We start from the raw sequence: 14,524 nt of genomic DNA, 5'->3' as shown, positions 1-14,524 counted from the left end.
GCGGAAACGCGGCGGGCCTTTTGCTTAGACGGCGGGGCGTTCGTGCGCGCGAGCCAGGATGTGGTCGGCCAGTCGTTCGGCCTCGGTCGCGCCAACGGCGTCGTTTCGCGCGCGCCGGGCCTGGGCCAGTCGCCGGGCGAAGGCGGCCTTGTCGGCGGGCGTCTCGAGTTCGGGTAGGGCCTGGGTCAACAGGCGTTCGCCGATGTCGGCCTGGCCTCGAGCGGCCAGCCAGGCGCCATGGGTTCCTGTGATGGCGGGCGCGTCGGGTTGCAGCGCCAACGCGATCTGGAGCTGCCGTTCGGCAAGATCGAGATCGGCGTCGGGACCGGCGTTGATCGCCGACCAGGCGATATTCCCGGCCATCCAGCCGGTCATGGCCGCGTGCCAGTCGAACGGCCGGGGCGGCCCAGCCGGCGCCTCGGCCGCCAGGAGGCGATAGCGGGCCAGGGCGGCGCGGTCGCCTTGCGCCTGGGCGGTGCAATGGACGACCATGCCCAGGACGTAGGGATCGTTCGGCCAAGTCTTCAACTGGGCCTCGAAGATGTCGGCGGCCTCTGAAAAGCGTCCGGCCAGGGTCAGGCGCTGGGTTTGACGCAGCAGGGGGAACCGCTCGTCGGTCTCGGGGGCGCGTTTACGCAACAGTCCCACGATCAGCGCGCCGTCCGAAGGGTGGTCGCCGCCCTTGGTCGGCCACAACGCGCTGAGCGCCATCAGCAGGTTCAGGAGCAGCCAGCCGCCGGCGACCGCTCCCGCCAAGCCCCACAGGGCTTCGTCCAGGGGTGGAAAAAGCGCCGCCGCCACGCTCGCCGCCGCTAGGTTGGCCAGGGCGCCGCCGAGGTAGCTCACAGCCCGCCGCCAGCGGCTCGCGCCCTCGGGCGGGACGAACAGGGTCAGCCCGCCCAGCGCCGCGTAGCGATGGACCGTCCACCGGACACCCCATGCGCGTCGCGCGAGGGTGACGGGCCCTCGGCCGACACGCGCCTCCACCACGTCGAAGCCGACCGTCTTGGCGGCCAGGACGTGTCCGGCTTCATGGATTAGGATGGCCAGTGGGCGCGCGATGACCAGGGTCAACCAGACCGTCACGCCGAAAGTCAGGCCGCGCTCGAAACCACACCACCAGGCGATCACGGCGGAGGTGAACAGCTGATTGAACCAGCCGCGCCAGTATAGGTGATCGGGCCGGGCGGGGTAGGGCTTGCATCCGAAACAGATCGCGCCGGGACGTTCGAACATCCCGCCGCGCTCGAGGCGGAACGACGCGGCGACGTCGGATCGGAAGCCGCATTGGCGGCAACGACGCACCGTGCGCGCCAGGACGGAACGGCCCGAAATGAAACTCAACATGGCCATAGCCTGTTCATGGCCAAGCTTCGCAAGTCAACGCCGTCGCGGGCCTTTTCCTTGTGCGGTTGAGCAAGGTTTGGGATGCACGGACAAATCGATAACCTTGTTCGATGACGCCTGCGCCATTCACTGTCGCGCTTGCCCTATTCAAGTCCGCATTGCTCGGCTAAGCCGCTAGTCATGCCGCTCGCTTTGATCATTTCCAGCCATGTCGCCGGCAGCCGGGTCGGCGCGTCGGCCCAGGCCGCCGCCCTCGTGCAGTTCCGCATCGACTCGATGATCGTGCCGACCGTGCTGTATGGCCGCCATCCCGGCTGGGGCCTGCCCGGCGGCGCGCCCGCCCCGATCGAGGTGATCGAGGGCATGCTCGACGGCATCGAGGCCAACGGCCTGTTCGGCCAGACCGACGTCGTCATCACCGGCTATTTCGCCAGCGCCGCCCAGGTGCGCGCCGCCGCCCGCACCATCGACGCCGTGCGCGCTTCGCCACGCGAGACCGTGGCCGGCGCCGTGGCGCGCAAGCCGACCGTGATCATCGACCCGACCATGGGCGACGCCGGCAAGGGCCTCTACGTGCCCGCCGAGGTGGCCGAGGCGATCGCCAGCGACCTGATCCCGCGCGCCGACGTGGTGGCCTGCAACGCCTGGGAGTTGCAGCGTCTGACGGGCACGGACTCGCGCGATCCGCAGGCCGCCGTGCGGGCGGGGCGTCTGCTGAACAAGCCGACCCTGGTGTCGTCCGTGCACAGAGGCAGCGAGATCGGCGTGGTCTATGTCGACCGCAAGGAAGCCTGGCTGGCGGCCCACGCCAAGGCCGAGCGCTCGCCCAGCGGCACCGGCGACCTGCTGACCGCCCTCTACGCCGCCTCGATCCTGGAAGGCCAGACGATCTCGTACGGCCTGGCTCGCGCCGTCGGCGGGGTGGCCGAGACGGTGACGGCGGCCAATATCTGGAACGCGCCGGAACTGCCGATCGTGGCCATGGCCGCGCGGATCAAGCAGACCTCGCCGACCGTGCGGATCGAGCGCCTGGCCTAACCTTCGAAATGCGCCGCCAGGTTGGCCAGAACCAAGTCGGCCATGGCCGCGCGGGCCTCGGCCGTGGCGCTGCCGCGATGGGGCTGCAGCACCACGTCGTCGCGGTTCAGCAGGTCGGCCGGGACGTAGGGCTCTTCTTCGAACACATCCAGGCCGGCGCCGGCGATGGTCCCGGCCTCCAGCGCCGCGACCAGGGCCGCCTCGTCGACCACCGAACCCCGCGCGACATTGATCAGCAAGCCTGTCGGTCCCAGCGCCTCCAGCACGGCGGCGTCGACTAGGGCTTGCGTGTCTTTTCCGCCGGCCGTGGCGACGAACAGCACCTCGACGTCCCGCGCCAGCTCCACGGGACTGGCGGCGTAGGCGTAGGGCGCGTCGTCGACCGGACGGCGGCTGTGATAGGCGATCCCGGCGGCGAAGGGCGCGGCGCGGGCGGCGATGGCGCGGCCGATCTGGCCCAGCCCCAGGATCCCGACCCGCCGGCCGCTGGCGCGAGTGGCCAGGGGCGGGTTCGCGCCCGGCTTCCAGCGGCCCTGGCGCACGAAGCGGTCGCTGATCATCATCCGGCGCGACAGGGCCAGCCACAGGCCGATGGCAAGATCAGCGACGTCGTCGGTCAGCACGCCGGGCGTCGTGGTCACCGCCACGCCGCGCGCGGCGGCCTGGTCCAGGTCGACGGCGTCCAGCCCCACGCCGTTCACCGCCACGATCTCCAGCGCCGGCAGCTGGGCCCAGAGGTCAGCCGGCACGCCCGTTCCGCCGCCGGTGACGATCCCGCGCACCTTCGGGCCGATGGCCGCCAATAGGCCTTGCGGATCGGCGGCGCGATGCAGGCGGTGGACCATGTAGCGGGCGTCCAGCGCCGTCTCCAGGCTTTCCGAGAACGACTGCAGCGCCAGAAGGTCGATGGTCATGGGCGGGCTCCGGCGGACGACATCCACCCGATGGCAAACCCCGCCGTCCTGGGCTAGACGAAATCGCATGACCGTCGACATCACCGGCTTCTGCCCCGACCGCTTCTCCGCCGTCCGCGACGCGTTCGCGGCCAATTTTCAGGATGGAGGCGAGCTGGGCGCGCGCTTCAGTCTGGCGATCCACGGCGAGATCGTGGTCGACCTGATGGGCGGCTATGCCGATCGCAAGCACGAGGTCGCGTTCGGGCCCGACACCCTGACGCCGCTGTTCTCGACCACCAAGGCCGTGGCCGCCCTGCTGATCGCCCGCCTGGTCGACCAGGGCAAGCTGACCTACGACCAGACGGTGGCGTCGGTCTGGCCGGAGTTCGCCCAGAACGGCAAGCAGGACGTCACGGTCGGCCAGGTGATGTCGCACCAGGACGGCCTGTCGGGCTTCCCCGACGAGACCGATCCGGCCATCTGGTTCGACTGGCGGGCCACGACCGCCAAGCTGGCCGCCATGGCCCCGCTGTGGCCGATCGGCTCGGCCAGCGGCTACCACCCGGTGACCTTCGGTTTCACGGCCGGCGAGATCTTCCGCCGCGTCGACGGCCGGACCATGGGGACCGCCTTGCGCGAAGACCTGGCCGAGCCGCTGGGCCTGGATCTCTGGATCGGCCTGCCCGACAGCGAGCACGCTCGTTGCGCCGACCTGATGCGCCCCGCCGGCCTACCGAAGTTCGGGGCGATGAACGAGGCGGTGAAGGCCGCTTTCATGACCAAGTGGGCCGCGCCCGGCGGACGCGGCACGACCGAGTGGCGACGGGTCGAGATCCCCTCGGCCAACGGTCATGCGACGGCTCCGGCCCTGGCCCGACTGATGGGGGCCCTGGCCTCGGGCGGCGAGCTGGACGGCGTCCAGGTGCTGTCGCCCGAAACGATCGCCAAGGCCTCGGCGGAGCGGATCGTCGGCCAGGACCTGGTCCTGCCCTTCGTGATCAGCTGGGGCGCGGGCTTCATGCGCAACACGCCCAACTTCTTCTACGGTCCGACGCCGGAAGCTTTCGGCCACAGCGGCTGGGGCGGTTCGTGCGCCTTCGCCGATCCGTCGCGCGGCGTGTCGGGGGCCTATGTGATGAACAAGCAAGGGACCGAGCTGATCGGCGACCCGCGGGCCGTGCGCCTGATCAACGCGGCCTATTCGGCGCTGTAAGGCGTCGCGTTCCACGCTTTCTTCACGCGGCCGGTGTTCCTTGCGCGTCAAAGCTCCAGAGGGAGCGCGAGGGATGACTGCGGGATGCGCGCGTTTCTGATGATCACCGGCCTGGCCGCCTTGCTGGCGACCAGCGCCAATGCCCAGGACGCGGGCCGCGACTTCTGCGCCGACCGCCCGGGCAAGGGCTCGCCGCCCTGCGTGCTCGACGCGGGACGCTTCCAGGCCGAGCTGGGCGTGACCGACGGGTCTTGGAGCCGGGGCGGCGGAACTTCGACCGACGATCTCGCCTTCGGAGCGGTCGAACTGCGGCTGGGCCTGGTCTCGACGGTCGAGGGCCAGATCAGCTGGACGGCGCACGAACGGGTCCGCGAGAAGGACCGGGCCTCGGGCGCGGTCTCCGTCGTCGACGGGGTCGGCGACGTGAACCTGGCCCTGCGCTGGTCTTTGAAGAATCCTGGCGGCGACGGCGTCTCGATCGCCTTGCAGCCGTTCGTCACCGCCCCGGTCGGGGCCGAGGGGATCGGCGGCGACGCCTGGCAGGGCGGGGTGATCGTTCCGGTCTCGCTGCCCCTGAACGCCGACTGGTCGCTGGCCTTGTCACCTGAACTGGACCTGCGTCCGGACGCCGACGGTTCGGGTCGCCACGCCGGCTTCGGCGGCGCGGTCGGGGTGGGGCGTTCGTTCGGTCCCGTGGCGTTGGGCGTCGAACTTTGGGCCGACCGCGACGAGGATCCCTCGGGCCATGTCACCTCGGCCAGTTTCGACCTGACGGCGGCCTGGACGCCGGCCTCGGTCAAGGACCTGCAACTGGACGCCTCGGCCTATGTCGGCCTGAACCGCGACACGCCGGACCTGGAGTTGGCGGTGGGCGTGGCCAAGCGGTTCTAGGGTTCATAAAATCCGCTCATCCCGGCGAAGGCCGGGACCCAGATGGAATGGCGCGGGGGCTGACGCCAAAAGCTCTGAGCTCATCCGATCCGCCACACCGCTTTGGGATCTGGGTCCCGGCCTTCGCCGGGATGAGCGGAATATTTGGGGTTAGGCTTTTAAGCTGGGCTTTCCCTCGATCATCACCGCCCCGACGATCCCGGCCGTCATGGCCGCCACGGCGCTGACGCCCATCACCCAGGGGTAGCCCTGGGCGCCCGGCGCGAAATAGATCAGGCCCAGCACCGCCACGGCCAGCAGGCCGGCGACCCGGGCGACGGCGTTGTTGATCCCCGAGGCGACGCCGGCGTGGCTGGCGGCCACGGCGCTCATCACCGTGTTGGTCAGGGGCGCGACCGCGACGGTCATGCCCAGGGCCACCACCAGCACGCCGGGCAGCACGCCGGTCCAGTAGCCCGACCCGAGCCACGGCGCGCCCAGCAGGCCAAAGCCGATCCCGGCCAGGATCGGGCCAACGGTCAGCATCGGCCGGGCCCCGAACCGGGCCGACAGCTTGCCGGCCACGCCCGACAGGGTTCCCATGATCAGCGAGAACGGCAGCAGGGTTGCGCCGGCCCCGGCCGCCGAATAGCCGTGGCGGGCGATCAGCTCGAACGGCAGGAAGAACAGGGCGCCGGTCAGGCCGAAATAGAGCGCCAGGGTCAGCAGGTTGGCCCCGCTGAAGGTCCGCGAGCGATAGAGGGCCAGCGGCATCATCGGGTGCTTCTCGCGCGCCTGGCTGACCAGGAATCCGGCCAGCAGGGCGGCGCCGGCCGCCAGCGCCGCCCAGACCGCGCCGCTGCCCCAGCCGCGCTGGCCCGCCGCCGTCAGGCCCCAGGTGGTCGCGCCCAGGCCCGTGGCGGCCAGGGCCGCGCCGCGCCAGTCCAGGTGTTCGACCTCGGGATCGCCACTCTCGCGCACCGCCGCCAGGGCCAGAGCGACGGTGGCGACGGCGAGGGGAATATTGATCAGGAAGATGGCCCGCCACGAGACGTGGTCGACCAGCCAGCCGCCCAGCACCGGACCGATCGCCGTGGTCACCGCTCCGAACCCGGCCCAGGCTCCGATCGCCGCGCCACGCTCCTGGTCGTCGAAGGTGGAGCCCAGGATCGCCAGGCTGGCCGGCACCAGCAGGGCCGCGGCGATCCCCTGGACGGCGCGGGCGGCGATCAGCCAGCCGGCGTCCGGGGCCAGGGCGCAGGCCAGCGAGGCGGCGGCGAACAGGCTCACCCCGATCACGAACACTCGGCGGCGCCCATAGCGGTCGCCGGCCGAGCCGCCGATCAGGACCAGGGCGCCCAACAGCAGCAGGTAGGCGTTGACGATCCACTGCACTTGGGCCGCGTCGGCCCTCAGGGCGGTCCGGATCGAGGGCAGGGCGACATTGACCACCGAGCCGTCGATGAAGGCCATGCTCGAGCCCAGCACCGTGGCCGCCAGCGCCAGGCGCTTGCGGCCGGTGGGCGCGTCGGAAGGTCGGGCGCGGATCACGCCTTCGTCGCACGGGGGCTGCACCGGTCCGGTCATCGGGCGGAGGCTACGACGCGTCCTCGCGCCGCGCCACCTGTCCCAAGGGTTAGGTCGCCGCGACCACCCGCGTGCGCTTCCACGCGCCATAGGCGAACACCGCCACGCCGGCCCAGATGAAGCCGAACGACAGGGCCCGCAACGGGGTGAAGGCCTCGCCCAGGGCCACGCCGATCAGGAACTGGATGGTCGGGGCGATGAACTGCAGGAAGCCCATGGCGCTGAGCGGCATGCGGCGGGCCGACCAGGCGAACAGGGCCAGGGGCACGACGGTGGCCGGGCCCGCCAAGGCCAGCAGGGTGGTGACCTCGGCGGCGGTCCCGAAGTGGCCCACGCCCGTGGCGTGCAAATGCAGCACGTACAGCAGGCCTGGAACCGCCAGGTAGGCGCACTCGATGAACAGCCCCGTCTGGGCGTCGGCCTTCACCTGTTTGCGCAGGATCGCGTAGAGGCAGAAGCTCAGCGCCACGCCCAGCGAGATCACCGGCAGGTGGCCCAGGGCCGCCGTCTGGATCGCCACGCCGACCACGGCCAGGCCGATCGCGATCGCGCCTTCGCGGCTGATCCGCTCGCGAAACAGCAGGGCCCCGGCCGCCATGTTCATCAGCGGGTTGATGTAGTAGCCGAGGCTGGCCTCGATCACGTGGTTGGCGTTGACCGCGAAGACGTAGATCGACCAGTTGACGAAGATCGCCGCCGTCGAGCAGGCCAGCACCGCCAGGGTCTTGGGCTGGCGCAGCACGGCCAGCACCTGGCCGCCCTGCTTGGCCAGCAGCACGAACAGCAGCGCCCAGGGCGCCGACCACAGGGTGCGGTGGGCGATCATCTCCCACGAGCCCACGCCCAGGCCGGACAGCAGGTGAAAATACAGCGGCAGGAAGCCCCACAGCAGATAGCAGCCCATCCCGGCGATCAGCGCCGTCCGGGCTTCGTCCTGGTTCGTGGCCGGGCCCTTGCTCAAATCCGCCGACATCGTGTCGTTCCCCTCGAATCTTGAATGACATCGCAAATGAAAAGGGCTCCCGGGACCTTAAGTCCCGGGAGCCCCTGAAATCGTCCACCCGCTTGTTGCGGAAGGTCGGCTTAGGCCGGGAGTTTCTGCTTGATGAGACCCTTCTCATGCAGCAGCTGCGCGATCTGCACGGCGTTCAGCGCCGCGCCCTTGCGCAGGTTGTCGGCCACGCACCACAGCGCGATGCCGTTCTCGACGGTCGGGTCGGTGCGGATGCGCGAGACATAGACCGGGAACTCGCCGGCGCTTTCCTTGGGCGTCATGTAGCCGCCGTCCTCGCGCTTATCGATGACTTCCACGCCGTCGGCGTCGCGCAGGATCTCGCGGACGTCGTCCTCGTCCAGCGGGGTCTCGAACTCGATGTTCACCGACTCGGCGTGGCCGACCATGACCGGCACGCGCACGCAGGTGGCGGTCAGCTTGATGGACGGATCCAAGATCTTCTTGGTCTCCATCATCATCTTCCACTCTTCCTTGGTGAAGCCGTCTTCCATGAAGACGTCGATGTGGGGGATGACGTTGAAGGCGATCTGCTTGGTGAACTTCTTCGGGGCCGGGGCGCCCAGGACGAACACGCCCTTGGTCTGTTCCCACAGCTCGTCCATGCCTTCCTTGCCCGCGCCCGAGACCGACTGGTAGGTCGAGACGACCACCCGCTTGATCTTGGCTTCGGCGTGCAGGGGGGCCAGCACCACCACCAGCTGCGCGGTCGAGCAGTTGGGGTTGGCGATGATGTTCTTGGGCAGCTTGTCGACGGCGTTCGGGTTCACTTCCGGCACCACCAGCGGCACGTCCGGATCCATCCGGAAGTGGCTGGAATTGTCGATGACGATCGGGCCGGCCGCGCCGATCTTCTCGCCCCAGGCCTTGGAGATGGCGCCGCCGGCGCTCATCAGCACGATGTCGACCTTGGAGAAGTCGAACTGCTCCAGGTCCTCGCAGTGCAGGGTCTGGTTGCCGAACGAGACTTCCACGCCGATGGATTTGCGGCTCGCGATCGCATGCATCTTGTCCACGGGGAATTTCAGTTCCTCGAGGATGTTGAACATCTCACGGCCCACATTGCCCGTGGCGCCGACCACGGCGACCCGGTAACCCATCGCAGCCTCCAATTCATGACTTGAGCCCGCCATCGGCGGCGGGAGCGGACCCGTTACGCCCCGCGAGGCGCGGAAGCAAGAACAGGCTTTCTAATGCGACGCTTAGCGCGGGCCGTTCGGGGAAGATTTCACCCGGCGTGGATGGGATCTGCACGGAGCGGCTTCTCTCCCCTCGTGGGGAGGGAAGAGCTCATTTCCTTTCCGCCTTCACGAAATCCACGAACGCCCGCAGCGGCGCCGGCATGTGTCGGCGGCTGGGATAGTAGAGATAGGGCCCGCTGAACGGCGGCAGCCAGTCGTCGAGCACGGTCTCCAGCCGGCCGGCCGCGACGCGATCGGCGCAGAAGCCCTCGAAGGTGGCTAGCAGGCCCACGCCGGCCTCGGCGGCGGACAGTTCCAGGTCGACGCTGCCGGTGATCAGCGGACCTTCGGGCGAAACGCGGATCACCTCGCCGTCCTTCTCGAACTCCCAGGCGTAGCTGGTCCCGCTGGGGAAGCGGTGGCGGATGCAGGGGTGGTTGAGGACCTCGCGCGGATGGGTCGGGCGACCGTGCTTGGCGAAATAGGCCGGCGAACCGACGATGGCGAAGCGCTGCGGTCCGGCCAGGGGCACGGCGATCATGTCCTTCTCCAGCCGTTCGTCATAGCGCGCGCCGGCGTCGAAGCCGGCCGCCAGCACGTCGACGAAGGCGTCCTCGACGGTGATCTCGACGCGGATGCCCGGATGGGCGGCCAGGAAGCGGGGGATCAGGTCGGGGAAGACGATCCGCGACACCGCGCCCGGCACGTTCAGCTTCAGCACGCCGATCGGGCTGTCGCGGAAGGCGTTGACCTCGTCCAGGGCCAGGGAGACGTCGGCCAGGGCGGGCGTCAGCCGGGCCAACAGCCGCTCGCCCGCCTCGGTGGGGGTGACGCTGCGGGTGGTGCGGTTGAGCAGGCGCACGCCCAGGTCCGCCTCCAGCCGGCGCAGGGCTTCCGACAGCGACGAGGCCGAGACCCCGCGCTGAACGGCGGCGCCACGGAAACCCCGGGCCCGGGCCACGGCGGTGAAGGCGTCGAGATCGGCGAGATCGGGCTTGGCCATTGTGCGATTTTCCGAACGGCTCGTGCTGCAACGAGCGGATTATCGCACGCGGGACGACGACGCATAGTCGCCTCATCGAATTTGAGGAGACTTCCATGCAAACGCGTCAACTCGGCAAGACCGGCCCCGTCGTCTCGGCCCTGGGCCTGGGCGCCATGGGCATGTCGGGCATGTACGGCCCTTCGGATCGGGCCGAGAGCCTGGCCACGATCGACGCCGCCCTGGAGGCCGGGATCACCCTGATCGACACCGGCGACTTCTACGGCATGGGCCACAACGAGATGCTGATCGGCGAGGCGCTGAAGGGCGGCAAGCGCGATCAGGCGGTCATCTCGGTCAAGTTCGGCGCCCAGCGTGACCCGTCGGCCGGCTGGATCGGCTTCGACGGCCGCCCGGCGGCGGTGAAGACCTCGCTGGCCTATACGCTGCAGCGGCTAGGCGTCGACCACATCGACATCTATCGCCCCGCCCGCCTGGATCCGAACGTGCCGATCGAGGACACGGTCGGGGCCATCGCCGAGATGGTCCAGGCCGGCTATGTGCGCCACATCGGCCTGTCGGAGGTGGGCGTGGAGACCATCCGCAAGGCCCACGCCGTGCATCCGATCGTCGACCTGCAGATCGAATACGCCCTGATCACGCGCGGGGTCGAGGACAAGATCCTGCCGGTGTTGCGCGAGCTGGGGATCGGCATGACCGCCTATGGGGTTCTGTCGCGCGGCCTGATCAGCGGCCATTGGGACAAGGACCAGGGCCAGGCCAAGGGCGACTTCCGCGCCCATTCCCCGCGCTTCCAGGGCGACAATGTCGACAAGAACCTGGCCCTGGTCGAGGCGCTGCGGAAGATCGCGCAGGAGAAGGGCGTCAGCGTCGCTCAGATCGCCATCGCCTGGGTGGCGGCCCAAGGCCAGGACATCGTGCCGCTGGTCGGGGCCCGCACCCGCGCCCGCCTGTCGGAATCGCTGGGCGCGCTGGACGTCACCGTGTCGGCCGACGACCTGGCCGCGATCGAGCGGGCCGTGCCCCGGGACGCGGCGTCGGGCACGCGCTACGCGGAAGCCCAGATGGCCCATCTGGACAGCGAGCGCTGACCCGTTCGCCCCGCCCTGGCTTTTCAGGCCTGATTTTCAAGGGTGGGCGGACGAAAATTTCGGTCTGTCCATGGCCGCGAAGCTAGGGTTAGTTTCGCGGCCATGATCGAAGCGCTGCTGAAAAAGATGGTCAAGGTCGGCGACCTGACCATCCACATGCCCAATGGTTCGGTGGTCAAGGCCGGCGACGGCTCGGGTCCGCCCGTGACCATGCGCGTCAACGGCAAGGGCCTGCGCCGCCTGGTCGCCAATCCCAGCCTGGGCCTGGGCGAAGCCTATATGGACGGCGACCTGAAGGTCGAGCAGGGCACCCTGTGGGACCTGCTGGAGATCGTCGGCAAGAGCGGCGGCCGCACGCCCAAGCGCGGCACGCCCCTGACCCGGGCCCGGAAGGCGCTCAAGCGCACGGTGCAGTCGGTCAACGACCGCATCGCCTCGCGCCGCAACGTCGCCCACCACTACGACGTGTCCAACGAGCTCTATAAGCGCTTCCTCGACAAGGACATGCAGTACTCTTGCGCCTACTTCGCGCGGCCCGACATGACGCTGGAGGAGGCCCAGGTCGCCAAGAAGGCCCATATCGGCGCCAAGCTGAACATCACGCCGGGCATGAAGGTGCTGGACATCGGCTCGGGCTGGGGCGGCATGTCTCTGACCCTGGCGGCCGATCACGGGGCCAAGATGACGGGGGTCACCCTGTCGACCGAGCAACTGGCCCTGGCCACCGAGCGGGCCGCGAGCGCGGGCCTGTCGGACCAGGTCGAGTTCCGCCTCACCGACTATCGCGACCTGAACGAGACCTTCGACCGCATCGTCTCGGTGGGGATGCTGGAGCACGTCGGCGCGCCGAACTTCCAGACCTATTTCGACACCGTCAAACGCCTGCTGGCCGACGACGGCAGCGCGGTGATCCACTCGATCGGCCGGATGAGCGGCCCGGGGGCCACCAACGCCTTCACCCAGAAGTACATCTTCCCCGGCGGTTACATTCCGGGCCTGTCGGAGATCGTCAAGGCGGTCGAGGCGGCGGGCCTGTGGATCACCGACATCGAGATCCTGCGCCTGCACTACGCCGAGACCTGCAAGCACTGGCGGATGCGCTTCCTGGCCGATCCGGACATTCCCGCCATGTTCGACGAGCGATTCCGGCGGATGTGGGAGTTCTACCTGTGCGGCGCCGAGCTGGGCTTCCGCTATGGCGGCCACATGGTCTTCCAGATCCAGGTGGCCAAGAAGGTCGGGGCCCTGCCGATCACCCGGGACTACATGGTCGACGGCGAGCGCTGAACACGCGACGCGCATCGGCGCCCGGGAGAGATCCCCCGGGTGCCTTTGAGCCCGGACGCTAGCGCACGCGTCCGATCCGACTAGACGCGGTTGCCCGTCGAGTTCGGATTGGTCACCCCGGTCTGGGCGCCCAGGTTGTTGTTGCGCAGGTCGTTGCCGACCAGCAGGACGTCGGCGTTGGTCACCACGCCCCAGTCCTGCTGCCCACCTTCCGCGCGAGCCCGCACGCCGCTGACGACGCCCGTGCCGCTGACGAAGAAGTAGATGCCGTTCGCGCGGCCGTTGTTGTGCAGCCGGCCGTTGGCGATGAACTGACCGCCCGTGATCGTCACGTCCGGGCAATTGACGAGAATGCCGTCATTGCCGTTGTTGACGACGAGGGTCGGGCCCACCTGCACCTGCTTGTTGTGGTCGGACAGATAGATGCCGCAGTCGCCGGAGAGCTCGATATAGCCCGGCTTGACCAGGTGCTGGGCGCCCCAGGTGTCCAGGTAGATCCCGTGGCCGCTGTCCTCGCCGTAGAAGCCGCCGTCGACGCGGATGCTGGCGATCGGGTTGGTCTGCAGGCCCACCGCGCTCACACCGTGGCCGAGGTTGGCCCAGGTGACGCAGTTCTCCAGCGCGCCGACCGAGGTGGTGACGGTCCCGCTCTGCCGCGAGCCATGCTCGGTGGCGTAGTGGTAGCCGTTGCCATGGTTCTGCGTGGCCGTGCACTTGGTCAGGTAGTACTGCAGCGGGTTGGCGGCGTAGTCAGGATTGGCCGTGAAGCTGAAGCCGTGCGAGAGGTTCTGGGCCGCGCCGCAGTTCACCAGGGTGGTGTAGGCGGTCATGCCCAGGTTCCAGCCGATATAGTTGGAATTGGCGCGGACATTGGTGATCACGCCGTTGTCCCAGCTGTAGCTGATCGCCTTCTGAAGTTGGACGCCATCGCCGCCGGGCAGGGCCGTGACGCCCAGGTGATCGACGGTGAAGTCCATCATCGTGACATAGTCGGTGGCGGCCGGGATCAGGATCACCGGTTGGGAGGCGTTGGTCGAGCGCAGGAAGGTCACGCCGATCCCGCAGCCCTTGAGCGCGGTGCCGCCCCGCGGAAACTGCACCGGGGCGCTGACCGTGTAGACCTTGGCCAGCATCCGCACTTCGTTGGAGGCGGCGAACGCGCGCTGGAAGCTCAGCGTGTCGTCCGGGTCGCCGGGCAAGCGATAGTCGTCGGCGAAAACGTAGTTGGTCATTTTAAATTCTCCAAATTTTTCAAAAATATAAGCCGCATAAAATTGCGGTGTCCGTCCCTTGGCCGCTTATGGCGCGACGTCTGGAATGCAACGGACGGTTTTAATCTGGAGGATCGATGCGTCAGATTCGGACGCCTTGTGTTCCTATTTTGTTCTTATTTCAGGCAAGGCCCTGGCCAGGCCTTCGCGCCCCCGATGAACGGCGCGCCTACCAGTAGTTTTTCATGATCTCCCGCGCCCAGTCGGGCTCGCGGTGCTCGCCGCGTGGGGCGAAGCCGGCCATCACCGGCTTGAGGTCGAGGACGGGCGTGCCGTCGATGGCGTCCAGGCCGCGCACCTCCAGCGACAGGCCGTTGACCGCGACGATGTCGCAGACCGTGACGCCGATCCGGTTGGGCCGGTTCTTGCCGCGCTGGGCGAAGATGCCGACCTTGGGCCAGTCCTTGTTGCCACGCGGGTGGCGGGCGCCGGTGACGATCTGGTCGTCGGTGACCTTGTCGAACACATAGATCACCTCGACGTGGCTGAAGGCGTCCAGGCCCATCAGCGCCTCGGCGTCGAAGCGGGCGGGGTCCAGGTCGATCCGCGCCTGGCTCTGGCCCCAGTCGTCATCCTCGGGGACGTCGCGACCGCCGCGCACCAGGCCGATCGGCGTCATGGTGATGGACATGGTCTTCTCTCCCGCGGGGTTTGGCGCAGCTTCGTCGCGCCGGATCGTCAAGGCAAGTTGATGCGAGGCGCATGGCGGGGCTAGTTTGCCGCCGCAT

Annotated in this window: 13 protein-coding genes; 5 read left to right on the top strand and 8 right to left on the bottom strand. The window is 68.8% G+C overall.

The window, feature by feature from the left end; translation table 11 throughout:
• Nucleotides 1-24: 24 nt before the first annotated feature.
• Nucleotides 25-1,347, bottom strand: coding sequence for a site-2 protease family protein (locus tag G3M62_RS23335; RefSeq protein WP_165190929.1), 1,323 nt, complete (start codon nt 1,345-1,347; stop codon nt 25-27).
• A gap of 180 nt (nt 1,348-1,527) precedes the next feature.
• On the opposite strand from G3M62_RS23335, the gene G3M62_RS23330 reads away from it, so the two are divergent.
• Nucleotides 1,528-2,385: a bifunctional hydroxymethylpyrimidine kinase/phosphomethylpyrimidine kinase gene (locus G3M62_RS23330; protein WP_165190928.1), complete on the top strand. Its 858-nt coding sequence runs from the start codon at nt 1,528-1,530 to the stop codon at nt 2,383-2,385.
• Here the strand turns inward: G3M62_RS23330 and G3M62_RS23325 are convergent.
• Nucleotides 2,382-3,299, bottom strand: a complete 918-nt coding sequence (locus G3M62_RS23325; protein ID WP_165190927.1) for a 2-hydroxyacid dehydrogenase — start codon at nt 3,297-3,299, stop codon at nt 2,382-2,384. The two genes, G3M62_RS23330 and G3M62_RS23325, sit on opposite strands and share 4 nt — an antisense overlap.
• Nucleotides 3,300-3,366: 67 nt before the next feature.
• Here G3M62_RS23325 and G3M62_RS23320 point away from each other — a divergent pair, with 67 nt between their 5' ends.
• Complete coding sequence (locus G3M62_RS23320) at nt 3,367-4,494, top strand: serine hydrolase domain-containing protein (protein ID WP_165190926.1); 1,128 nt, start codon at nt 3,367-3,369, stop codon at nt 4,492-4,494.
• Between the two features lie 84 nt (nt 4,495-4,578).
• Nucleotides 4,579-5,385, top strand: coding sequence for a transporter (locus tag G3M62_RS23315; protein WP_165190925.1), 807 nt, complete (start codon nt 4,579-4,581; stop codon nt 5,383-5,385).
• Nucleotides 5,386-5,535: 150 nt separating this feature from the next.
• On the opposite strand, the gene G3M62_RS23310 is transcribed toward G3M62_RS23315, so the two are convergent.
• The 4 genes from G3M62_RS23310 to G3M62_RS23295 form a co-directional block, all read right to left on the bottom strand.
• Entirely contained in the window at nt 5,536-6,951 is a 1,416-nt protein-coding gene (locus G3M62_RS23310; RefSeq protein ID WP_165190924.1) for an MFS transporter, read from the bottom strand.
• A 49-nt stretch (nt 6,952-7,000) separates the two neighbouring features.
• On the bottom strand, nt 7,001-7,924 hold the full coding sequence (gene rarD / locus G3M62_RS23305; RefSeq protein ID WP_165190923.1) for an EamA family transporter RarD: 924 nt from the start codon (nt 7,922-7,924) through the stop codon (nt 7,001-7,003).
• A 110-nt stretch (nt 7,925-8,034) separates the two neighbouring features.
• The gene (locus G3M62_RS23300) at nt 8,035-9,063 is read right to left on the bottom strand and encodes an aspartate-semialdehyde dehydrogenase (protein WP_165190922.1); all 1,029 of its coding nucleotides are present in this window, start codon (nt 9,061-9,063) and stop codon (nt 8,035-8,037) included.
• A gap of 190 nt (nt 9,064-9,253) precedes the next feature.
• Entirely contained in the window at nt 9,254-10,147 is an 894-nt protein-coding gene (locus tag G3M62_RS23295; protein ID WP_165190921.1) for a LysR family transcriptional regulator, read from the bottom strand.
• 95 nt (nt 10,148-10,242) lie between these two features.
• On the opposite strand from G3M62_RS23295, the gene G3M62_RS23290 reads away from it, so the two are divergent.
• Nucleotides 10,243-11,238, top strand: a complete 996-nt coding sequence (locus G3M62_RS23290; RefSeq protein WP_165190920.1) for an aldo/keto reductase — start codon at nt 10,243-10,245, stop codon at nt 11,236-11,238.
• A 102-nt stretch (nt 11,239-11,340) separates the two neighbouring features.
• On the top strand, nt 11,341-12,525 hold the full coding sequence (locus tag G3M62_RS23285; protein ID WP_165190919.1) for an SAM-dependent methyltransferase: 1,185 nt from the start codon (nt 11,341-11,343) through the stop codon (nt 12,523-12,525).
• A gap of 80 nt (nt 12,526-12,605) precedes the next feature.
• Here G3M62_RS23285 and G3M62_RS23280 read toward each other — a convergent pair whose 3' ends face one another.
• Nucleotides 12,606-13,757 (bottom strand): hypothetical protein, encoded by a 1,152-nt coding sequence (locus G3M62_RS23280; protein WP_165190918.1) that lies wholly within the window; start codon nt 13,755-13,757, stop codon nt 12,606-12,608.
• A gap of 208 nt (nt 13,758-13,965) precedes the next feature.
• Nucleotides 13,966-14,427 carry an SAM-dependent methyltransferase gene (locus tag G3M62_RS23275; protein ID WP_165190917.1) on the bottom strand — a complete coding sequence of 154 codons (462 nt, stop codon included), beginning with the start codon at nt 14,425-14,427 and terminating at the stop codon, nt 13,966-13,968.
• Nucleotides 14,428-14,524: the final 97 nt, after the last annotated feature.

Origin of the sequence: Caulobacter soli, assembly GCF_011045195.1 — a bacterium.
Classification (GTDB): domain Bacteria; phylum Pseudomonadota; class Alphaproteobacteria; order Caulobacterales; family Caulobacteraceae; genus Caulobacter; species Caulobacter soli.
This window is presented reverse-complemented; position numbering and strand designations above follow the sequence as displayed.